The organism is Streptomyces sp. NPDC024632 (genome assembly GCF_055559175.1).
Map to the genome: position 1 here is coordinate 20535 of NZ_JBVHLD010000026.1, position 21947 is coordinate 42481.

General features: G+C 70.6%; 19 protein-coding genes and 1 pseudogene. 7 read left to right on the plus strand and 13 right to left on the minus strand.

Translation table 11 applies throughout. The annotated features are described in order from the left end of the window. On the plus strand, positions 1-491 hold a 491-nt coding region (locus ACZ37P_RS36210; RefSeq protein WP_467350679.1), incomplete at its 5' end, for an FG-GAP repeat domain-containing protein. A gap of 916 nt (positions 492-1407) precedes the next feature. Here ACZ37P_RS36210 and ACZ37P_RS36215 read toward each other — a convergent pair. The 3 genes from ACZ37P_RS36215 to ACZ37P_RS36225 form a co-directional block, all read right to left on the minus strand. Then, positions 1408-2448: an SGNH/GDSL hydrolase family protein gene (locus tag ACZ37P_RS36215; protein WP_467350681.1), complete on the minus strand. Its 1041-nt coding sequence runs from the start codon at positions 2446-2448 to the stop codon at positions 1408-1410. A gap of 884 nt (positions 2449-3332) precedes the next feature. Further along, positions 3333-3575, minus strand: coding sequence for a hypothetical protein (locus ACZ37P_RS36220; protein WP_355343450.1), 243 nt, complete (start codon positions 3573-3575; stop codon positions 3333-3335). Positions 3576-4423: 848 nt separating this feature from the next. Further along, on the minus strand, positions 4424-5005 hold the full coding sequence (locus ACZ37P_RS36225) for a dihydrofolate reductase family protein (RefSeq protein ID WP_467350683.1): 582 nt from the start codon (positions 5003-5005) through the stop codon (positions 4424-4426). A gap of 240 nt (positions 5006-5245) precedes the next feature. On the opposite strand from ACZ37P_RS36225, the gene ACZ37P_RS36230 reads away from it, so the two are divergent. Then, positions 5246-5746, plus strand: a complete 501-nt coding sequence (locus tag ACZ37P_RS36230; RefSeq protein WP_467350685.1) for a hypothetical protein — start codon at positions 5246-5248, stop codon at positions 5744-5746. 98 nt (positions 5747-5844) lie between these two features. After that, positions 5845-7312: pseudogene (locus ACZ37P_RS36235) on the plus strand (NF041680 family putative transposase). A gap of 51 nt (positions 7313-7363) precedes the next feature. Here ACZ37P_RS36235 and ACZ37P_RS36240 read toward each other — a convergent pair. The 8 genes from ACZ37P_RS36240 to ACZ37P_RS36275 form a co-directional block, all read right to left on the minus strand. After that, positions 7364-7897 (minus strand): P-loop nucleotide/nucleoside kinase family protein, encoded by a 534-nt coding sequence (locus tag ACZ37P_RS36240; protein WP_467350686.1) that lies wholly within the window; start codon positions 7895-7897, stop codon positions 7364-7366. Positions 7898-8807: 910 nt separating this feature from the next. Beyond that, positions 8808-9176: a VOC family protein gene (locus ACZ37P_RS36245; RefSeq protein WP_467350688.1), complete on the minus strand. Its 369-nt coding sequence runs from the start codon at positions 9174-9176 to the stop codon at positions 8808-8810. 116 nt (positions 9177-9292) lie between these two features. Beyond that, positions 9293-10465: an N-acetylglucosamine-6-phosphate deacetylase gene (gene nagA / locus ACZ37P_RS36250; RefSeq protein WP_467350690.1), complete on the minus strand. Its 1173-nt coding sequence runs from the start codon at positions 10463-10465 to the stop codon at positions 9293-9295. Next, positions 10462-11931 (minus strand): glycoside hydrolase family 3 protein, encoded by a 1470-nt coding sequence (locus tag ACZ37P_RS36255; protein ID WP_355343465.1) that lies wholly within the window; start codon positions 11929-11931, stop codon positions 10462-10464. Before ACZ37P_RS36255 ends, nagA begins: the two co-directional genes overlap by 4 nt. A gap of 65 nt (positions 11932-11996) precedes the next feature. Next, positions 11997-12839, minus strand: a complete 843-nt coding sequence (locus ACZ37P_RS36260; protein ID WP_467350693.1) for a carbohydrate ABC transporter permease — start codon at positions 12837-12839, stop codon at positions 11997-11999. Beyond that, a complete protein-coding gene (locus ACZ37P_RS36265) occupies positions 12836-13816 on the minus strand; it encodes a carbohydrate ABC transporter permease (RefSeq protein WP_355343472.1) in 981 nt (326 codons plus the stop codon). Before ACZ37P_RS36265 ends, ACZ37P_RS36260 begins: the two co-directional genes overlap by 4 nt. A gap of 16 nt (positions 13817-13832) precedes the next feature. Next, a complete protein-coding gene (locus ACZ37P_RS36270; RefSeq protein WP_391051737.1) occupies positions 13833-15119 on the minus strand; it encodes an extracellular solute-binding protein in 1287 nt (428 codons plus the stop codon). A gap of 5 nt (positions 15120-15124) precedes the next feature. Further along, the gene (locus tag ACZ37P_RS36275) at positions 15125-16357 is read right to left on the minus strand and encodes an ROK family protein (protein WP_467350695.1); all 1233 of its coding nucleotides are present in this window, start codon (positions 16355-16357) and stop codon (positions 15125-15127) included. A 487-nt stretch (positions 16358-16844) separates the two neighbouring features. On the opposite strand from ACZ37P_RS36275, the gene ACZ37P_RS36280 reads away from it, so the two are divergent. After that, positions 16845-17678: a tat (twin-arginine translocation) pathway signal sequence gene (locus ACZ37P_RS36280; RefSeq protein ID WP_467350697.1), complete on the plus strand. Its 834-nt coding sequence runs from the start codon at positions 16845-16847 to the stop codon at positions 17676-17678. A 48-nt stretch (positions 17679-17726) separates the two neighbouring features. On the opposite strand, the gene ACZ37P_RS36285 is transcribed toward ACZ37P_RS36280, so the two are convergent. Continuing rightward, positions 17727-19229, minus strand: coding sequence for a SulP family inorganic anion transporter (locus ACZ37P_RS36285; protein ID WP_467350699.1), 1503 nt, complete (start codon positions 19227-19229; stop codon positions 17727-17729). A gap of 431 nt (positions 19230-19660) precedes the next feature. Here ACZ37P_RS36285 and ACZ37P_RS36290 point away from each other — a divergent pair, with 431 nt between their 5' ends. The 3 genes from ACZ37P_RS36290 to ACZ37P_RS36300 all read left to right on the plus strand — a co-directional run bounded on the left by ACZ37P_RS36290 (position 19661) and on the right by ACZ37P_RS36300 (position 21103). Next, positions 19661-20065 (plus strand): MerR family transcriptional regulator, encoded by a 405-nt coding sequence (locus ACZ37P_RS36290; RefSeq protein ID WP_355343487.1) that lies wholly within the window; start codon positions 19661-19663, stop codon positions 20063-20065. A gap of 181 nt (positions 20066-20246) precedes the next feature. Then, the gene (locus ACZ37P_RS36295) at positions 20247-20570 is read left to right on the plus strand and encodes a DMT family transporter (RefSeq protein ID WP_188282846.1); all 324 of its coding nucleotides are present in this window, start codon (positions 20247-20249) and stop codon (positions 20568-20570) included. Then, a complete protein-coding gene (locus ACZ37P_RS36300; RefSeq protein WP_467350702.1) occupies positions 20567-21103 on the plus strand; it encodes a TetR/AcrR family transcriptional regulator in 537 nt (178 codons plus the stop codon). Before ACZ37P_RS36295 ends, ACZ37P_RS36300 begins: the two co-directional genes overlap by 4 nt. Positions 21104-21113: 10 nt before the next feature. Here ACZ37P_RS36300 and ACZ37P_RS36305 read toward each other — a convergent pair whose 3' ends face one another. After that, entirely contained in the window at positions 21114-21791 is a 678-nt protein-coding gene (locus tag ACZ37P_RS36305; RefSeq protein ID WP_355343494.1) for a GntR family transcriptional regulator, read from the minus strand. Positions 21792-21947: the final 156 nt, after the last annotated feature.

Here is a 21947-nt window from a genome sequence, read left to right on the forward strand (position 1 = left end):
ACACCTACACCACCATCGTCGGCGCAGGTGACGTCAACGGCGACGGACACCCCGACCTCATCGCCCGCGACCACAACGGAACCCTCTGGTACTACCGCAGCACGGGCGATGCCAAGGCGCCCTTCGCACGGCGGACCCTGGTCGGACCCGGCTGGAACACCTACACCACCATCGTCGGCGCAGGTGACGTCAACGGCGACGGACACCCCGACCTCATCGCCCGCGACCACAACGGAACCCTCTGGTACTACGGCGGCACCGGCAGGACCTCGGACCCGTACACGCGCCGCACGCAGGTCGGTCCCGGCTGGAACACCTACAGCCGCATCGTCGGCGTCGGCGACATGACCGGCGACGGACACCCCGATCTGCTGGCCGCCGACTCCGCAGGGAAACTCTGGTACTACCGCGGCACCGGCGACCCCAAGGCGCCCTACGCGCGCCGGGTCCAGGTCGGCACCGGCTGGAACATGTACTCCGTCCTGCTCTGACCGCGTCGTCCAACCGGACCTCGTACCCGCGGGTTCCTCTTGGCGTCCTGACAAGGACGCCAAGAGGAACCCGCCGACCGGATCTTTGCTTGGGCTCCCGCCCCGCAAGAAGGCCCTCGTCAGTCAGCATGGCACGCGCCACGTTCATTCATCGCGCCTCACGCCGATGGCCTCATGCCGAGACCGTCGGCGTGAGGCGCAGTCCTTCAGCTACGTACTGGAGATCTTCACTGCCCATAGCGCTCACCATTGCCGTCGCCACACCCGACCAGGCAGATGAGCAACGGGCGGATGTGCTCGCGGATCGTCATCATGATTGCGGCCGTGTGCGCGGGCGCTAGTACATCCGCGTATCCACGATTCACCGTTGAATCTCATGCATAGCGGCTGCGATGAGCTGGTTGGCCTCTTGCTGGTAGCCCTGGAGCGGTTTGGCGTAGACGCGGTAGAGAACGGTGAGGCTGTGCCCGGCACGCCGGGCGGCTTCGGCGGGTGGGATCCCGGCGGTGATCCACAAAGAGATGCCCGCGTGGCGTAGGCGGTAGTGGACCTCGGCAAAAAGGCTTTCTACATCCTGTGCGTGCAGTGTGTCCTGTCAGGCGTCTTGCCAGATGCCGCAGTATTCGGTGGAGCGGACGCGTCCGCCGCGTACTGCGCGGAAGAGTCTGCCGTCGGGTGCGGTGCCGCAGCGCTCTTGACGTCCGGCAGGCGTCAAGGAGGCCGGCGTCGGCGCTGACGCCGGCCCTGGGGAAGGGCCGGGCCGCCGCGGCCACCCGGTGCGGAGGCCAGCCGCAGGAACTCCAGGGGCCGCCGGCCGCGGGGCGGACCTGGCCGGCGGCGTCGGCGGCGGGGTCCTGCCGGCCGTGCGGCCCCCGCTCGTCACCGGCCGACTGACAGCTGCCGCCCGGGCGCGGTGCTACTCGTGTGCGAGCGTCATCGCTTCGGGGCCCTTGTCGGCGGTGTTGGCGCAGCGGAAGTGTCCTTCGCTCTGCTGTTCGCCGGCGGCCAGGGCCAGGCAGCGGCCCAGGGCGAGCTGGCCGTAGAAGTCCGGGTGCAGGCTCTCCTGGCGCTCGCCCTGTGCGAGCCCGGTGACCAGGAAGCGGACCCACTCACTGGCGGCGGGGGCGGGCGGTTCGCCCGCGGTCGCCTGGCGGGCCTGGTCGGCACAGACCTCCCTGCCCTGGAAGGCCGCTGACAGGTCGAGGAATTCGGTGTGCCGCGCGGTGGCCACCTGTGCGAGTTCCGCGGTCATCTCGGGCACCAGGGTGTCGTGCGCCCAGTCGAGGTCGGTGTCGGAGAACGGGCAGCCGCCCGTGGTGAAGCGCTTGTAGCCCCTGGCCGGGTACCGGTTCCGGGCGGCGTCGGGCAGCGGGGAGGGGTAGGACTGCAGGACGAGCCGGTAGGAGCCGTCCTGCTGTCCCGCCTGGCGCATCACCGCACGGATGCTGTCCACGGCTCTGCCGGCCTCCTCGCGCATCCGGGCGAAGCGGCCTTCCACCGCCTTCTGCTGGGCGGCGGCGCAGGTGTGGCTGCTGCCCGGCTTCAGGAACTCCTTGGCGCACGCGAGGATGACGTCCGAGAAGCCGATGTCGTTGCCGCCGACGGACAACGCGATCAGCCTCACCCGGTGCCCGGCGGCCACCGCGCGCAACTGGTCCGCCTGCGGCTCTTCGCCCTTGAACCGCTCTCCGCCGTCCGCCTTCGCGTACACGGCCCTGGCCAGGGCGCCGGAGCAGGCGAAGTTGACGCGTTCGGGGACGCCGTCGGTGAACGGCGCATTGTCGATCTCCGCCGAGTCGGAACGGTTGCAGTGGTCGGCGTAGCTTGCCCCGTACACCAGCGCGGGCAGGTAGGCCCCGTTCCGGTAGGCCCGGTCGGTGCCGTTCCGGCTGCCGGTCACCGCGGTGCTGTTGCCCTGCCAGCGCCCCGCTTCACCCGAGATGAAGCTGTCACCCATCGAGACCACGAGACCCCGGTCCCCGGCCGTCCCCGGCGCTGTCCCGGCGTGCGCCCGTGCGAGGCCAGCCCCGGCCGTCATCGCGCAGACGGCCGCGGCCAGGCCCACCGTTGTGACTGTTCGTGTGCGTCGTGTCATACCCCGACAGGTACGTCCCGCCCCGCCCGCCCCGGAGACAACACGCCGCGCCCGTGCGGGCCCGGCAGCCGATGGCCCACACGGGCCGGCTACTGGAAGCCGAGCCCGACGGAACCGATGCCTGTGGACTGTGCCTCAGGGTCCGCCGCGCGGCGGACCGCGGACCCCTGAAGCAGACCTCCCGGAAGCCCCCGGAGGCGATGCGCCGAAGCCGCCGCCCCGCGGCACCCCGCAGGCCCGCGCGCACCGGGCGGCCCAGGTTCCCGGGGGGCAGGCGGCCGGCGATCCGGCGGATCGACCCGCCGCCCGACGACGCGGCCATCTTCACCCCGCGCTGTCGCCCCGTCCCGGCGCACCTCGCACACCCGGCGCACGGCGACATCCTTGCCGCGGGGCGCCCACGACACAGGGGCAGCCGCATACCGGACACAGCCCGGAGCAGGACAGCAGCCCACCGCGAGCCGCGTACCAGACATGGCCCGAACAAGCAGGGCACGGCAGGCCGTCCGCGCCCGCACCCCCGCGCGTCGGTGACGGCGGCGCGGCAGCAGAAACTCGACGAAGTTCGGCAAGCGAGCGGCGCAGACCGCTGGGGTCGCGGCCCAGGAGGAAGGCCGCACGGGTGACCGGCCTGCCGCCTCCGGGCGGCCAGAGCGACCACGCGCAGCACGAGGCAGACCCCGCACCCCGCATCACACCAGCCTGCCCCGCCCCCGGGAACACAGGGGGCGGGGCAGGCACGACAGTCAGGAAGAGACGGGGTGGCCTCCGTCGCCTTCGATGACGGTGCGTCCCGCTTCCCCCGCACCGGGCTCTTCAACGATGGTCACGTCCACCGCGCCGTCACCGGTCGTGTCGAACTGGTAGAGGTCGGGCTTGCCGTCACCGGTGGTGTCGGTCATCCATACGTCGGGTTTTCCGTCACCGTTGGTGTCGACGCTGAGGAGGAGGTGGTCTTCGGCGGGTGTTCCAGTCGTCTCATCGGCCATAGCGGCCGGATGCCCCCGCACCTGACCCCCAAACCGCTGGCGAACCCCCGGGAAACCACGGGGAAGGACGCACCGCAGGACTCCGTCACCCTCCACGGCAGCAACGTCAACCCGGTGGACGGCAAGATCCGCTCCGGCACCATCGAAACGGTCTACCCACCACGCTGCCCCCTGCGCCCCGCGGGGAGATCGCCAGCGTGGCCGACGCCGCCGGGCAGGACGTCCACACCCTCAGGACCCGCGACGAGGCCCTCGGGCCGGTCTGACACCGGCACCCACGCCCAGCACGCCCTGGCACCCCAAGCCCGCCGGCCAACAACTCCGCGCACAGCCCCAGACGATCCGCCGACAAAGGGCACCCGCCCCGCACTGCAGAACCCGACAAGGAACGCACAACGGCCACACAGCGGACAGCGGCCGGGCGCGCATACCATGCCCCGGCCACCAGCCAGCCGGGATCCGCCTTGGGAAGCGGCCGGCCACTCGGGGTGTCGGGCCTGCAGGCACCGTCGTTCCTGCTGGAGGGTCACGCGGGCACCGGACAGCGCCGCCGCCTTGGCCCCGAGTCGTTCGACGGACAGTGCCCCGTGCACACCCAGTTCGGCACGCAACGACTCCCAGAGCAGATACACCGCGCCGGACGACGACCCCGCGAACCACCCTTCCCTCGGACAAACCGCGCCTCCGCACAGCAGACAGCCCCCCTCCCAAGAGATTCAGCCGCAGGCACCGGACGAGGCGACAGACTCAACTCCCGGCATTGGGGACCGCATTGTGTCTGGCCACGAGGGGGCGCCCTGTGTGTGTTCGATCGCGGTGGACTTCTTCGCGGAGTCCGGTTAGGTCGGTCAGCGGCGCACCTGATAGCGCAGGTGAAGGACGCGGTTGCCCTGGATCACCACGTCAGGGTCTTCCAACAGGTGCTGCGCGGGGGCCGAACCGAAGTAGCGCTTGCCGGAGCCGAACACGACGGGTACGACGTCCATGCGGACCTCGTCGACCAGGCCGGCGGCGAGCACCTGGCCACCGACGTCGCCGGCGGCGACCTCGACCAGGCGGTCACCCGCGAGCTCCTGTGCCTTGGCCACGGCTGCCTCGACGCCGCCGACGAAGTGGAAGGGCGCCTTGGGGTCCCAGCCCTCGGGCGTCGGCCGGTGGGTCACGACGACCACGTGGTCGATCCCGCTCGGCGGCTTCCCGTCCCAGCCGTCCGTCAGGTCGAAGACGTGGCGGCCGACGACGGTGACTCCGATCTGGTCCCAGTACGGCCGGATGTAGTCGTAGGACGCCTGCGACACCGTCAGCACGCCGCTCTCGTCCAGCGGGACGTCACCGCTGGACAGCCAGTCGAACAGCGGTCCGGGCTGGTCTTTGTCGTCGGCGACGAAGCCGTCCACCGACACCGAGCTGTACATGACCACCTTGCCCACGGGGCTCTCCTCTGCTGTTGGGGTGCCGCAAAATTAGCGTGTCGTGAACTGTCGCTTCCGGGCTCGCCGTGGCTTGATCCCGGTCAATCCACAGCCAGGAAGCCCGACCTGCGGCGGCCCACACTCGCCGTACGCTTGTTGTTCAACCTTCGCGTGGCTCTCGGCGGGGATGGCAGGGGGTCGCACACGAGGCGTCGAATCGGGGTGCGCTAGCTCCGTGGGCAGTTGCATACTCACTGCATGGCCTCGTCCTCCGGTCGGTTCCGAGATCCGCGCAGCACCAAGTACGACTTCCTTAGCTCGATCATGGTGCGATGCCCTGCCTGCGCGAAAGCCGCCCTTGTCATTCCAGCGGCCGACAGCTCTGGCTGCGGAGGTCGGACCCTGTTCAGGCCAAGGCGTCTGATCTGCCGTAGCTGCGGCTTGTCACGGCTGTGGAGCGGCCGTGCTGTCGCCCTCTCCCGGGGCACCGCCGCGCCAGCGACGGATCCATACTTCGGCGTGCCGTTGTGGCTCCAAATTGAGACTCGACACGGGTGGTTGTGGGCCTACGACCTGGAACACCTCGACTTGCTGCGGCGCTTCGTCCAAGCGTCGCTGCGCGAACGAGCGCCCTGGTACGACACAGGGAAGAAGATGACGTTGGTCGCCCGTCTGCCACTGTGGATCAAGCGCGCGAAGAATCGGGACGAGATCCTGCGCGGCATCGCTCGAATCCGCGCATCACTGGTCTGTGCCTGACGGTCTCCTGCCAGCGCCAGGAGCGTTTCCACCTTTTCCGGAAAGTGGCGCAGCCTTGGTGTGATCATGTGCGTTGTCGATCATGCCAAGGCCGCGAGGTGAGGCTGCTGCACGACGCTGTCCGCGTCGAGTCCCTGGCTGGGTTGTCCCGGTTCCGGACGGACTTCCAGGACTGCCTGACCGCCCGTGCCGACGCGCTGTTCGACCTGGCCGACGCGGTGCTGTGCACCGACGGACCGGTGCGGTCGCTGATCGATCTCGCCATGGCGCCGGAGCATCGCCGGGGTCCCGCTTCCCTCTACGCCGGGCTGAACCGCGGCGGGCTCGATGTCGCCCGGCTGCGGGCTCTGGCCGGGGTGCCGTTGCCGCGAGCGGCCGGCGGGCGGCTGGTCCTGGCCGTCGACGTTTCACCGTGGCTGCGGCCGGACGCCGGCACCGTGCCGGACCGCTCGTTCTGCCACGCCTACGGCCGCGGCGGCGCGATGCATCAGATGATGCCCGGTTGGCCGTACTCGGTCATCGTCGCGCTGGAGACCGGCTGCACCTCCTGGTCCGCCCTCCTGGACGCGGTCCGTCCCACCCCCCGGCGTCGACCTTGCCGCCACTACCGCCGCCCAGGTCCGTGAGGTCATCGAGCGCCTCATCGCCGCAGGTCAGTGGGGTGAAGGGGATCCGGACATCCTGATCGTTCCGGACGCCGGCTAGACGCGCCGCGCATCGCCTACCCGCTGTCCGGTCTGCCGGTCGAGATCCTGGGCCGACCCCGTTCGGACCGGGTGATGCGTCGGCCGGCACCCTCGTGGGAGGAGTTCTACCGGGCACACCCGAAGGGCGACCGGCTGCCCAAGCACGGCGGGGAGTTCGTCTTCGGCGACCCCGCCACCTGGGGCCAGAAGTAGGCCGTCACCGACACCCGGCACCACGGCACGGCAGCCGCCCAGGCGTGGGACCGGCTGCACCCCAGGCTGACCCAGTGGGCCGCATGGCTCGACCACAACGGACCACTGCCGATCATCGAGGGCACCGTCATCCGCCTGACGGTCGAGCAGTTGCCGTCCGGCAGGGTGAACAAGCCTGTCTGGCTGTGGTGGTCACGCACCGGCGCCACCGCGGGCGACGTCGACCGCTACTGGCAGGCGTTCCTCCGCAGATTCGACGTCGAGCACACCTTCCGCGTGCTCAAGCAGACCCTCGGCTGGACCTGGGCCCGACTGCGCGACTCGGCCGCCGCCGACCGCCGGACCTGGCTGATCATCGCCGCCCACACCCAACTCCGCCTCGCCCGACCGCTCGCCACCGACCTGCGCAGGCCGCGGGAGAAGCCAGCACCACCGCACAGGCTCACCCCGGCCCGCGTCCAGGCGAGGGTTCCAAAACTTCCGCACGAGAACCGGTTCGCCGGCCAGCGCACCGAAACCCGTCAGCCCCGGCCCCGGAAGGCCGCCCGGCCCGAAAAACCGCCGGCTCTCGCCGCGCCACGACGTGGGACGAGTCCTCACCGGCAGCGAGGCATACCAACGACCGGCCCACCACAAGGTCGGCACCAAACCCTGGCGAACTGGTTAAAAAACAAGGTAGGAGCCCGTTGCTGAGCCGGTCATGACATAGCGCGGTGCGTCAGCCTTCGGTGGCCTCGGTTGGCATCCCGCCGGAGCGATCAAGATGGTGAAGGAGCAGGGCGAGTGACTGCTGCGGGTCCTGTCCGGCGGTGTCGATGACGAGGTGTTCGCGGTTCCACGGCTCGTAGTCGCGGTTGAGGACCTGCTGCCAGTCGGGCAGGGGCAGGTCGGGGATGTCGATCGATCGTGTGGTCACGCGCTCGCGGTGCTCGGCAGGGTCCGAGCAGATGACTTCCACTTCGACGACGGGGACGGCCGCCCGGGTCCCCGCGCTCTGCCAGCTGTCGCGGGTGACCGCCATGGGGTTCACGGATTCCGCGATCACGGTCAGTCCTTGCCCGAGATGTTCCTCGGCCAGGGCGTATCCGATGACGTAGCCCGCCGGTCCGACGGGGTGCTGTGCCAGACCCGAGCGGACGATGGCCTGTTCGATGGTGTCGATACGCAGGTGGACCGCGCCGATGCGCGCCGCAGCCAGCCGGGCCAGGGTGGTCTTGCCGGTGCCGGGGAGTCCGCCGATCACAATGAGCATGCCCCCATCCTGCCGGAGCCGGAAAGCCACGAAGCAGGCGGTGCCCTGGGAGCGCTGGTGCCGGACCGGGACACTGGCCCGACCCGTCGCGGCCGAGCCTCTCCTCCTCACGGGCGACCTGCCGGGCAACGAACGCCACGGTCGGCGTACGGGGAGACGGCGGCAGGGACCAGGCCCCGGAGTCCGGCCCCTGGCACTCGGCGAGATCCGGGCGGGCGACGCTGCCGCGCCCACCGGGGAAACGGGCCCCTGCTACTTGGGCCGGACCATGTGCACGCCCCCGGCCATCCGGGTGCACCTACCGTTGTTGCCCACGCCCTACCGGACCCAGATCTTGCGCACGCTGGAGGCATAGCTGAAAGACGTGTCCAGGGTGTGGCCGGCCCCCGCGACGTACACCCACTCATCCCGGTCCCACCGTCGCCATACGTGGCGCGGAACTGCACGCAGGCCCCCTTGCCATCGCCCTTGGTGTCCGCGACGGTGACGCCGATCTGGACCCTGCGGCTGCCCCGGGGCGCATTCCTCCCCGTGCGTAGAGGCCCGCGCGACGTCCCCGGCCGTGCCGGTGCTGCCCCAACTCCCGCAGCCCGCGGCGGAAGCGCTCTGTGCGGGACCCACGATGAACGCCCCGCACACCAGAGCGAGCACGCCGATCGCCGCCGACGCGGCCTCGTACATTCAGTGCTGTCATACCCCTTTTCTCCATCAGGAGAATGCTGTCCCGGGACGGTGCCGCAGGGCGGACCGCACCGCCCGGCTTTCTGACACACTCACCGGCCGCCCCATCCCCTGACCCGCACAGATACCGCCCCACATCACGAAGCCACGGGACGCCGCGCACAGCACCACCCACCGCGAATCAAATACGACAACCACCACCACAACAACAACACACCCCACAGCAGCCTCAGCACGCCGGGACCGGCTGGGTGAGATTCACCGGATTACCGTCAGGATCTGAGATATGGGCGACGCGTTGTCCCCACGGCATGTCGGTGGGGCCGCCGCGGACCGAGCCGCCCAGCGCCTCCACCCGCCCGAGCGTCTCATCGACGTCGGCGACACCGATGCTGAGCAGGATCCGCGGCGCCGCAGGTGTACCCGGGTCCGTCTTGGCCACCAGCCCGAGGTCGGTGTCGCCGATGCGCAAGCCGAGGTAGAAGGCCGGGCCTTCCGCCGGCTCCCGGAAGATCTCCGCAGCGCCGAACAACTGCGTATAGAAGCCGAGCAGAACGTCCTGGTTCGCGGTCACGATCACGGGCTGGATGGTGGACATGGCACTCCTGTCGAGAACGGTCGTGTCGCTGGGTAGACCGTTCGACGACGGCGAACTCATCGGACCCAGCACGCGGGCACCCGGACCGGCACCGGGCGCCCGCCCACCGAACTCCCCTACCGGCCCGCGCCGCCGCCGGGCAGGACCGGGCGGCCCCCCAGCCAGACACGGGACGGGGACAGGGACGCGTCCAGCTCGACCAAGTCCGCCCGCAGGCCCGGGCGCAGGGCGCCGCGGTCGGACAGGCCCAGCAGCCGGGCCGGGGTGGTGGACGACATGCGGACGGCGTCCGCGAGCGGCAGACCCACCGTAGTGACCGAGCGACCGAACGCGCGGGAAACGAAGAGCGTCGAACCCGCGAGAGTGTCCGTGCCGCACAGCCGGGCCGCGCCTCCCGACACCGTCACCTCACGGTCCGCGAAACGGTACGTCCCGTCGCCCATGCCCGCCGCCGGCATCGCGTCGCTGACCAGGAGCAGGCGGTCGGCGCCTGCGGTGCGGTGGGCCAGGCGCACCGTGTCGTCGGCCAGGTGGTGGCCGTCGACGATCAGCTCGCAGGACAGCCGGGGGTCCAGGAGCGCCGCCGCGACGGGGCCCGGTTCCCGGTGGTCCAGCGGGGGCATCGCGTTGAACAGGTGGGTCACCGCGCGGGCGCCCGCACCGGCCGCCCGCGCGAAGACCGCCGCGGACGCTTCGGTGTGGCCGAGGCTGATCACGAGACGATCGGCGTACTCCCTGATCAGCTCCAGCGCACCGGGCAGTTCCGGAGCCACCGTCATCGACACCGCGTGGCCCCCGGCCGCGGCCAGCAGTCGCTCGACCACCGCACGGTCCGGCGCCCGCAGCGCGTCCGGGCTCTGCGCGCCGCGGCGGCCCGGCGACAGGAACGGCCCCTCGAAATGGATGCCCACCACGTTGGGCGCGGATCCGTCGTCGATGACCGAGGCGACCGCGCGCGCCGCCGCCTCCATCGCGGGCAGGGCGAGGCTGGCCACCGACGCGAGCATCGACGTGGTGCCGCGGGCGAGGTGCCCGGCCGCGGCGATCCGCACGTCGTCGGCGTTGCCGGTGTAGACCGAACGGCCCGCCCCACCGTGACAGTGCGGATCGACGAATCCCGGCACGACCAGCCGCCCCCGCAGATCCACCACCGGCTCCGGCACCGGGGGCGGACCGCCCTCGCCCATGGCATGGATCAGACCATCGCGGACCAGCAGCCACCCCGGTGTCACACCGCCGTCGGCCCGCACGAAGCGCCCGCCGGTCAGCACCTGCCCGCCGCCGGTCACCCGGCCGCCAGCAGCACGTCCACCGCAGCCCGCGCACACACCCCGGAGGCGCCGAACGTCCGCACCCAGCCGCGGAATCCGCCGAAGTCGTCGCCCGGCACGCCCATGTCGACCACGACGCACTCCGGCCACCGGGCCAGGACCTCGTCCAGGACCGGCCGCTGCCAGGGGAAGCGGTGCGGGCTGCGGACCAGCAGCACGACGTCGGCGTCCGGCCCGAACTCGTCCAGGTACAGGCCGATCTCGGCCCTGATCACTCCCTCCGCGTTGTACGTGTCACCGGCCACCGCCACCGACTCCACCTCAAGACCCGCCGCCCGCAACGGCTCCGCGATGCCCCACGACGCACCGCCCTGAGCGGGCGAATGCGTCGGGTCCAGCCGGACAACCATCACCTTCCGGCCGCGCAGCACCGGGTCGCCGTGGACCTCGACCACCTCGCGCGCCAGCCGCGCGCCCACCGCGTCGTCGTGCACGGCGCCGGTCGCCCTGGGGCGCGTGCCGAGCTTGGCGATACGGGCGTTGGCCTCGCGCAGCCGCTCCTCCGGGAGCCTGCCGTCCTCGACCGCCGCGACCAGGGCCGCGGCTGCCGCGTCCACGTCGTCGCCGAACGCCCACGCGCCCAGGCACAGCGCGTCCGCGCCCGCCGCGATCGCCCGGACCGACGCCTCCGGCAGCCCCGCCACATCGCTGATGCCGCGCATCTCCAGCGCGTCGGTAATCACGACCCCGTCGTACCCGAGCTCACCGCGCAGCAGACCCGTCAGAACCGCCGGGCTGATCGTGGCGGGCACCGTGTCGAGCTGCGTCAGCAGCACGTGGGAGACCATGATGCTGTCGACGCCCGCCGCGATCGCCGCTCGGAACGGGTCCAGATAGTGGTCGACCAGCTCCTGGCGGGAGAGGTCGACGGTGGGCGTGCCCAGGTGGGCGTCGGTGGAGCTCAGCCCGTGGCCGGGGAAGTGCTTGGCGCACGCGCTCACCCCCGCCGCCTGGAGACCCTCCACCCACGCGGCGGCGTGCCGGGCCACCAGGGTCCGGTCTGCGCCGAAACAGCGGATGCCGTTCGGGCTCAGGGGATTGACCGCCGTGTCGACGGCTGGCGCCAGGTCCCAGTCGATACCGGCCGCCACCAGCGACAGCCCGATCTGGTACGCCGCCTCACGCGTCGACTCCGGATCGTCCAGCCGCCCCAGCGCGTGATTGCCGGGCACCGACGTACCCCCGTACGACTCCAGCCGGTTGACGTCACCGCCCTCCTCGTCGACGGACAGCAGCACATGCTCACGCAGGCCGTGCAGGTCGGACGTCAACTGCCGGATCTGCTCGGCGGAGGCGATGTCCTTGCCGAACAGGACGAAGCCGCCGAGTCCCTCCTCGACACGGGCGCGGGCCCACCGGGGCACGGTCTTGCGCCCCAGCGCGGGGAACAGCACGCCATGGGCAAGGCGTGACAGCTCGGTCATGGAATCCTCACTCCTTCGATCGGTAAGCCCTACAGCGAAAGCCGGTCCGGAACGCGGCACGCGGGTCATCCCTTGACCGCGCCGCTGGTCATACCGCCGACAAGACGGCGCTGCACCAGCAGGAAGAAGACCAGGACCGGCAGCGAGAAAATGGTGGAGGCGGCGATCATCGCGCCGTAATCGACGCTCTCCGACGTCTTGAACGACACCAGCCACACCGGGAGCGTGTAATTGCCCTGCGATTTCATGATCACGTAGGCGAACAGATAGTCGTCCCACGCGTTGACGAACGCGAAGATGGAAGTGGCGACGATGCCCGGCATCAGCAGCGGCAGCAGCACCCGTACGTACATCTGGAACCGGCCGCACCCGTCGACCAGCGCCGCCTCCTCCAGTTCCACCGGGACCCCGTCCACGAAGCCGCGCAGCGTCCAGATCGTGAACGGCAGCACGAACGTCATGTACGTCAGCACCAGGCCGGGTACGTAATCCAGCGCGTTGATCGAGCGCAGCATCAGATACACCGGGATGACCATGGCCGCCGCCGGAATCATCTGCACCAGAACGAGGATCGCCAGCAGCACCTTCCGCCCCGCGAACCGGAAACGGGCTAGGGCGATCGCCGCGAACAGCGCGATGACCAGCGACAGCACCACCGACGACAGGGTCACCGTCAGCGAATTGCGCACGAACACCCAGAAGTGCGGTTTGGCCAGGGCCCGTTGGAAGTTGCCCAGGCTGATCGGCCAAGGAATGAACTGCGGCACCGCGCTGAGGATCTTCCCGCGCGGCTTCAGCGCGGTGGCCACCATCCAGTAGACGGGGAAGAGCATCACCGCGGAGATCACCACGGCGATCGTGTTGTTGACGCTGCGGCGGCGCCGCGCGGGGGTCATGCGCATACTCATGCCGTCTCTCCCTGGTCGTCTCCCTGCTTCGCCGTCCTGCGGACGTAGGCGACGGAGAACACGGCGAGGATCAGTACGGTCACCACCGCGATCGTCGCGCCGCTGCCGTAGTCGTTGCGGCTGAAGGCGGTGATGTACGCGTACACCCCGAGCGTCGTGGTCTGCCCGTCGGGCCCGCCTTGCGTCAGCACCCAGATCGGGGTGAACGAATTCACCGACCAGATGACCTCCAGCAGGGTCAGGATCGCCAGCACCGGCCGCAGCACCGGAATCGTGATGTGCCGGAATGTCTGTAGCGTCCCCGCACCGTCCAGGCGCGCCGCCTCGTACAGCGACTCGGATATCTGGCCGCGCGCCGCGAAGAGCGTCAGCGCGACGAACGGCAGGCCCTTCCAGACCGTGAGCAGGATGACGAGCCCGAGCGCCTGGTGGGGGTGGGAGAACCAGTCGTACGCGGTGAGGTCTCCGAAGACCCGCACCTTGGTCAGCAGCCAGTTCGCGACCCCGTACTGCGGCTGGTACATCCACTGCCACACCAGCGTCGCCGCGACCATCGGCATCGCCCACACCAGGACCAGCGACACGGTCGTGACCACGCGGGCCCACGCCGAGACGCCGGTCAGCAGATGCGCGATCAGGAATCCGAGCACCATCAGCAGTGCCACGCACACCACGGTGAAGACCACCGTGCGCAGCAGGACCGAGCGGAAGTCCGCGTCGGAGAACAGGTGGGTGAAATTGTCGACGCCCACGAAATCGGCGTGCCCGGTGAACAGCGACCGGGGGCCGAAATCCTGCGTGGACAGCACCAGCAGGCGGAGCAGGGGATACCCCTGGATCAACAGCAGCGCGACAGCCGCGGGGGCGATCATCGCCCACGGCAGCAGACGCCGCCGGGCGGCGCCGCCCCGGGCCTGCGGCCGGGGGCGGACACCGGTCGGAGCGCGCCGGGCGCTCCGCTTTTCGGTCATTGCCATCGGGTTCCCCGAGGTCCTAGTGGAGCGAGTTGAATGCGTCGGTGGCGTGCTTGTCGTAGTCGGCGGACGCCTTGGCGATATCGGCGCCGCCCGCGATCTTCGAGAAGAACTGCTCGTTGTACCGCTCGGTCTCCAGCGTCGCCTCGCCCGGACTGCCCGGCAGCGGCTGACTGATCTCCGCCGCCTTCGACGCGACGGTCAACTGCTCGGGAACACCGGTCGGGGTGAAGTCCGGCGAGATCGGCAGCAGATTGAGGGTGAGCGCCATCTTCTGCTGGAACTGCTTGCCGGTGATGATCCGCAGCCAGTCCTGGGCGGCCTTCTTGTCGGGGCTGTTCGCCGCGATGCCGATGGTCGAGCCGGACACGATCACCGGCATGGTCTTGTCCGCGGTGTAGCCCGGCATCGCGAAGAAGCCGATGTCGTCCTTGAGCGCGGGGTTCTTCTCCAGGACCGCCGCGGGCTCCCACGCCTTGACGTAGACCATCGCGGCCTTGCCGTCGGCGAAGAGCTGGTCCTGGTCGGGGCTGTCGGTGTTGACGCCGACCGAGGACTTGGTGGAGCAGGTGTTCTGGAAGGTGCGCCACGCGGCGAGGCCCGCCTGGTTGGCCGGTGAGGACATCTCGGCCTTCCAGGTGCCGTCCTTCTGCGTGGCGATGGTGCCGCCCTTGCCGAACAGGAACGGCATGCCGTTGAACCAGTACTGGCCCGGCAGGTAGAAGCCGGAGAAATTCGCCGTCTTCTTGTTGGCCGCCGCCAGCTTCCCGCAGTTCTCCTGGAGCTCGGCGACCGTCGTCGGCGGCTGCTGGATGCCCGCGTCGGCGAAGAGCTTCTTGTTGTACATGACGACCTTCGTGCCGCCGTAGAGCGGTGTGGCGTAGAGCTTGCCGTCGTACTGGGACGGGCCGGACAGCCCCGCCAGCCACTTCGCCGAGTTCTCGAAGCCGGCCTTCTCGGCGGTGAGGTCGGCGAGGCCCCCGGAGTACGTCTGAAGCGGGGTCTGCGTATTGCCCATCTCCACGATGTCCGGCGGATTCCCGCTGGCCAGCGCCGTGGTGATCTTCGTGGCGATGCCGTCCCACTGCTGGATCTGGACGTCGACCTTCATGTCGGGGTGCTGCTTGGCGAACGCGGCGTTGACGTCCTTGATGAGCGCGTTGTCACCGGGGCCGCCGGTCATCATCCAGACCGTCAGCTTGCCGTCGGAAGCGGCGTCCGCGCCGCCGCTGCCGCCACAGGCCGTCAGCGCGAGCGCCATGACCGGGACCGACGTGACCGCGTACCGCCACCGTGCACGGTTCATCCTTCTCACCTTTCTGCTGCTGGGGTGGGCTGGTCGCCCTGCGTGGTGCTGGTTGTGGGGCACGCGCCGAGCCGTTCGAGCACCAGGTGCCGGTCGACGTCGATGCCCGCGATGTGCTCGGCGCTGATGCCGAGCGACGTGTAGTGCCGGTCGAGGGAGGACGCCATGGCGCCGAGGAGCCCCGCGGAGTCCCCCAGGTCGGAGTGCCTGACCGCGCTGCGCACCCCGACGGTCTCCGCCACCTGGTCGCTGATGGCCGTGAGCGCGTCGGCGCCGAACGACTCGGAGAATCCGCCGGTCAGCACCACGGTCTTCGGCTCGTAGGCGAGCGCGACGATCGACACGAGGTGGGCGAACGAGGCGTGCACCTCGGCGAGGAGATCGGCGTACGTCACCGGGTCGGCGAACAGTTCCTGGGCGCCGCGGACCTGAACGCCGCGGGTGGCGGCGTACGCGACCAGGTCCGCGCCGGACAGCAGATCGCGCAGCCGCTCGGCGCGGCCGGGCAGCGGGAGCCGTCCGAACTCGCCCAGCAGCCCCTGCTCGCCGAGCAGGACGCGCCCGTCGATCGAGACCGCGGAGCCGAGGCCGGTGCCCATCGCCAGCAGGACCGCGGTCTCCCGGTCCGGGAGCGATCCGTACTGGAGCTCACCGAGCATGGCGACATTGGAGTCGTTACCGACAGTAAGCGGAACTCCGACGAAGTCGGAGACCGCGTCGATGAAAGCGGTGCCCTTGATCTGGCCGAGATTGTGCGACGCGAGGACGGTCGTGCCGTCGCCGCTGACCACACCGGGCAGGCCGATCGTGACCGCTCGCAAAGGCGCGTCCTCCCGGTACCGGGCGACCAGGCCGGTGACCCGGTCGGCGACCCACCGGGCCAGCTCCTCGTCGGTCGCGCCGCGCGGAGTCGCGTCCCGGCTCCTGATCACCGCGCGGCCCAGCGCGTCGGCGACCACGACCCGGCAGTTGGTGCCGCCGAGGTCGATTCCGCAGACCAGAGCCGAGTCGGCGTTGAAACCGACCGCGGTGGACTGTCTGCCGGGGCCTTCGCGCACCAGTCTTTCGCCCTCGTGGACGAGCCGGTCCTCCATCAGGTCGTCGACGATCCGGAACACGGTCGCCCGGCTCAGGCCGGTGGTCGCGATCAACTGCTGACGGTCCATCTGGGCACCCGAGAGCAGCGCCGCCAGGACCGCGCTGCGGTTGGACGCTCGGGGTAGCGAGGTAGTTGCCACAATTCCTCTCAGGCTGAGATTAGTTCGATGCGCTTACTGTAGCGACCAATCGGCGAACAGATCCAGACATGCGGATCACATTCCGGTAAAGCACGAGTGGTCACGGATGGTGACGACTCCGGGGTGCGGCGGAGCCGCCGGTGCCGCGGAGGCGTGCGGGGTGCGTGATGGGCCCGGGGCCGGGGCGCGCCGCTGTGCGGGGGGAGTTCGCGGCCGGGTGGGAGCGCGTCGGGGGGCGCGGGGCGTCTGACGCGTGGAGCCAACGCGGGCCTGGCGCACCGCAGTTCGGCGTCGCCATGTACGCACGCGCACCGGGGAGACGTCCGCGCCGCCCGCGGAAGGGGGTTAACCCCACCCCGAGTTGGAGGCTGGCCCCACAGACCGGCGGGGCGCGGTCTCGATAGCTTCCGGTTGCGGGGATCGCGGAGGAGACGCGGCTCCCGGACCTCGCGCGGAACGGCGCTCGCTCCTACTCGGGAAGATCTACATGAACAGCTTGGGACTTCTGCCCCGCTTGACCGCCACGCCGCGACGGCAGGCCGGGGCGCTGACCGCCTTGACCGGGGCGCTTCTGGTCGCCTTCTTCATCGCGCCGAACGCGCTCGCCCGCAGTTCGGTCAACACGGGGAACGTCAGCGACACGTTCCGTCGCGGGATGGTCGCCTACTGGGGCTCGGGCAGGGAGGGCTTTCCGGGCCAACTGGACGCGACGGTGAGCTTCTGGTTCCGCTTTCACGTGGTGAAAGCCGGTGTCTCGGCGCTGCTCCTCGCCACCGTCGTGGCGCTGGGCGTCGTCCTGTGGCGCCAGGCCAGGCAGCGGACCGGCGGGCGCGTGGGACGCCTGTCCGTCGTGGCGCCCGGGGCCGTCGTCACGCTCCTCGGGCTCTTCGCCCTGGTGGCGCTGGTGGCCAACGTGCAGGGCGCGGCGGCGCCGTTCGCCTCGCTGCTTCCCATGCTGACCGGGGGCGGCACGGACCGCGCACTCGACGGAACCCTGACCGACGTACGCAGGCAGCTCGCCGACTATCCCGCCGGTCAGCACTCCCCCGCGCTCACCGTCATGGTCAACGACTTCGCCGTCTACCACGCCGTCCTGGCCGCCATGGCCGCGCTCGTCGCGCTCGCGGCGGCGGTCGGATGCGTCCTGCTGTGGAGGCGGTCCAGGGCGGCGGCCGACGCCCGGTCGAAGCGCACGATGACGTTCGGCGTCGCCGCCGGCGCGGCGATGACGCTCATCGTGCTCGTCATCGCCTTCGCGAACGCCAGCAGCGCGGCGCACTCACCGCAGGCGCTGGCCGACTTCTTCGCCGGCGGGTGGTGACCCGTCCGGGGCGACCGCCGCTGAGGTCGGCCGCCCCGGACACGCGTGTCACGTGCTGGTGAGTTCACCGGTGAGATTGCCGTGCATCTGGGCACTGGCCCGGTTGAGGCCGACGATCTCCACGCTCTTGCCGCGGGCGGCGTACTTGGCGGTGACCGTGTCCAGGGCCGCGACGGAGGAGGCGTCCCAGATGTGCGCGTCGGTCAGGTCGATGACGACGGTACGGGGGTCGGCGGCGTAGTCGAAGCGGGTCACCAGGTCGTTGGCGGAGGCGAAGAAGAGCTCGCCGGTCACGGCGTAGACGACGCTGTCGCCGTCCGGGTCGGTGACGGCGGTGACCTCGGTGAAGCGCGCGACGCGGCGGGCGAAGATCACCATGGCGGTGATCGTGCCGACGACGACGCCGATGGACAGATTGCTGGTCGCGACGACGACCGCGACGGTCACGGCCATCACCACGGTCTCCCCGACCGGCATCCGTTTGAGGGTGGCGGGCTTGATCGAGTGCCAGTCGAACGTGCCGACCGAGACCAGGACCATGACGGCCACGAGGGCGGCCATGGGGATGTGGGAGACGACCGGGCCGAGCACGATGCACAAGATGAGCAGGAAGAACCCGGCCAGGAAGGTGGACAGGCGGGTCCGCGCGCCGTTCTTGACGTTGATCATCGTCTGGCCGATCATCGCGCAGCCGCCCATGCCGCCGAAGAAGCCGGTGACGATGTTGGCGACGCCCTGCCCGATGGACTCACGGGTCTTGTTGGAGTGGGTGTCGGTCATCTCGTCCACGAGCTTGGCGGTCATCAGCGACTCCATCAGCCCCACCAGCGCCATCGCCAGCGCGTAGGGGGCGATGACGGTCAGGGTGTGGACGGTGAAGGGCACGTCAGGCAGTCCTGGCACCGGCAGCGAGGAGGGCAGTTTGCCCTTGTCCCCGACGGTGGGCACCGCGATACCGGCGGCGACGGTGACCACGGTGAGGATCACGATCGAGACCAGCGGCGCGGGCACCGCCCTGGTCAGCCGGGGGAAGAACACCATCATCGCCAGACCGGCCGCGACCAGCGGATAGACCTGCCAGGGCACGTCGTGGAGGTTGGGGATCTGCGCGGCGAACAGCAGGACGCCGAGCGCGTTGACGAAGCCGACCATCACCGCGCGCGGCACGAACCGCATGAGCGTGGCCACGCCGAGCGCGCCCAGCGCGATCTGGATGATCCCGGCGAGGATCACCGTGGCGATGAGGTAGCCAAGGCCGTGCTGGCGGGCCACGGGAGCGACGACGAGCGCGACCGCGCCGGTGGAGGCGGAGATCATCGCGGGCCGGCCGCCGACGAACGCGATGACCATCGCCATGGTGCAGGCGGCGAACAGGCCGACCTTGGGGTCGACGCCCGCGATGACGGAGAACGAGATCGCCTCCGGGATCAGCGCGAGTCCGACGACCAGACCGGCCAGGACCTCGACGCGGAAGACCTTCGGGGACAGCCACGGGGGCGGGGGCAGAGCGCGCAGGCGCGCGGACGGGAACGGGAAGGAGGTCGGCAACACCGGGGTGACCTGTCGTGCTCGGGCGCGGCCGGTCGGGGCAGCGCGGTCGTGGGGCGCAGGGCCGGGACGGCGGTGCGCGGATCGCCCGTCGGCGCGGGCGGACGTCCGGGAGCGCGGCCGAGCCGCACGGCAGTTGGCGGAGGCGACTCAGTACGCTGGTGATGTCACGGCGGGCAGCAGGCGGCGTACGGCTGTGGCATGCGCACGCTTCGTCTCTCCTGCTCGCGAAATGAGCGGGGGCGTCGTCGGCCCCGACACGGCGGTGGGCGGACTCGACGGAGCCGCGCACCGTTGGGGAACGACGCACGTCGTCCTCAACAGCAGCGACTCTACCCTAACGTTAGGGTAGAGATGGGTTCAGGGCCGCACGGGACGCGGCGGTTCACCACCGGGGCGGCGTCCCGCGACGAGAAGGGGCCGAGAAGACGGTCGTGGGCAGCACACACATGCAGATCGGCGAGGTCGCCGAACGAACCGAGCTGTCCCTGCGGACGATCCGGCACTACGAGGAGGCCGGACTGGTCACCCCCTCCGCCCGGTCCCAGGGCGGTTTCCGGCTCTACACCGAGACCGACGTCGCCCGCCTCATGGTCATCCGCCGGATGAAGCCGCTCGGCTTCACCCTGGAGGAGATGCGCGACCTCCTCGACGCCACGGACCGGCTCGACGCGGCGGACCTCGCTCCGGGCGCCGAGCGCGACGCGCTGCTGGAGCGCGTCAGGGCCTACGAGCAGGCCGCCGTCCAGAAGATCCACGATCTGCGCGTCCAGTTGGCGCGCGCCGAGGACTTCGCCGCGACCCTCCGCGTACGCCTGGACCGCGCCCCCCGGCCCTGACCTCCCGTCACCGCCCGTCCGGACCCGGAGCGGTCCTCGCCGTGAGCGGCCCCCAGGAGGGCGCTCGCCTACCTCTGTCCCGCCGTTCGCGCGTCTTCTCGCCGGCGCCCGGGCCACGACGTGAGACCACCGAGTAGTACGTTTGTACTTGTACATCCGTACTACTCGGGAGGCGTCCGGCGTGCCGTACGTATTGCTCGGTCTGGCCATCGTGGCGGAGGTGCTGGGCACCAGCCTGCTCAAGAGCACCGAGGGGTTCACCCGGCTGTGGCCGACGGTGGTGTGCCTGGTCGCGTACGCGGGCGCGTTCGTCGCCCTGGCGGTGGCCGTGCAGAAGGGATTGCAGGTCAGTGTGGGGTACGCCGTGTGGTCGGGGCTGGGGACGACGCTGATCGTCATCATCGGGGCGCTCTTCCTGGGCGAGCCGGTCACGGCGGTGAAGGTCCTCGGGGTGGCCCTGGTGGTCGCCGGGGTAGCGGTGCTGAACCTCAGCGGTGCGCATTGACCGGGCGGCGCGATCCCGAGGGGCGTCGGCGGCGGATCACCGAGGCCGCGTGCCAGGTCATCGCCGAGTCCGGGGTGGACGCCGTCACGCACCGCCTCGTCGCCGCGCGCGCCGGGGTGCCGCTCGGCGCGACCACGTACTACTTCGCGAGCCTGGACGACCTCACCGCCGCCGCGCTCCGCTACGCCGCCGACCTCTCGGCGCAGGAACTGCGCGCCTGGGAGACGGCTCTCCACGACAGCGCCGACGTCCCGGCCGCGCTGGCCGAGCTGACCGCCGCGTATCTCGCCGACCGTCCCCGCGCCCTGACCGAGATGCAGCTCTATCTCGCCGCCGCCTACCGCCCCGAACTCCGCCCCGCCGCCCGCGTCTGGGCCGACGGCCTCACCGACATCCTCACCGCGTATGCCACCCCGCGAGCCGCGCGAGCGGCCGTCACGTACCTCGACGGCGCTCTCCTCCACGCCCTCACCCGCGACGAGCCCCTGAGCGCGGCTTCGCTGTCGGCGACCCTCGCCGCCCTGCTCGGCTAGGGGGAAGGGGTCAGGCTTCGGTGTGGCCGGACCACCAGCCGAGGACGTGGCCGATGTGGCGGACCATGAGGTCTTCGCACGCGTCGGCGGAGCCCGCTTCGAGGAGGTCGAGCATCTCCAGGTGCTCGCGGGCGGATGCCTGGAGTTCTTCGGTGGCGACCAGGTCGGCGAGGCCGGTGAGGCGGGTCTGGGCGCGGAGGTCGGCGACGATGTCGTGCAGGCGCGTGTTGCCGACGAGCTTGAGCAGGGTGAGGTGGAAGGTCGTGTCGGCCTGGAGGTAGCGGGCGAGGTCGCCGTCACGGGCGCCGCGCACGATCTCCTCGGCGAGGCCGCGCAGATGGGCCAGGTCGGTGGGGGTGAGCCGGCCCGACAGGCGGCGGACCGCCGGGGCTTCGAGCAGTTGGCGGACGTCGACGATCGCGCGCAGATCGTCCTCGCTCACGGCGGTGACGCGGAAGCCCTTGTTGCGCAGGATCTCGACCATGCCGCGCTTGGCGAGGTTGAGCATGGCCTCGCGGACCGGGGTGGCCGACACGCCGAAGCGGGCGGCGAGGGTCGGCGCGGAGAACACCTCGCCCGCGGGCATCTGACCGGAGACGATGGCCGCGGCGATCGCCTCCTCGACCCGCTCGCGCAGGCTGGTCGAGGGGGTGAGCAGCCCCAGAGATGTGCTGTCCTCAATCGCCATGATCGTCCCCATCACCAGTCGACAGCCATTCCCTGTCAGTGCAATGGCACATCTTACCGATCGGTCAGGTCCCGCACGCGGCGTGTGTCGGGACGACCGTGTCGAATGCGGCGGCCGTCGGGGCGTGGCGCGCGCACGGTGAGTCCGTCCAATCCG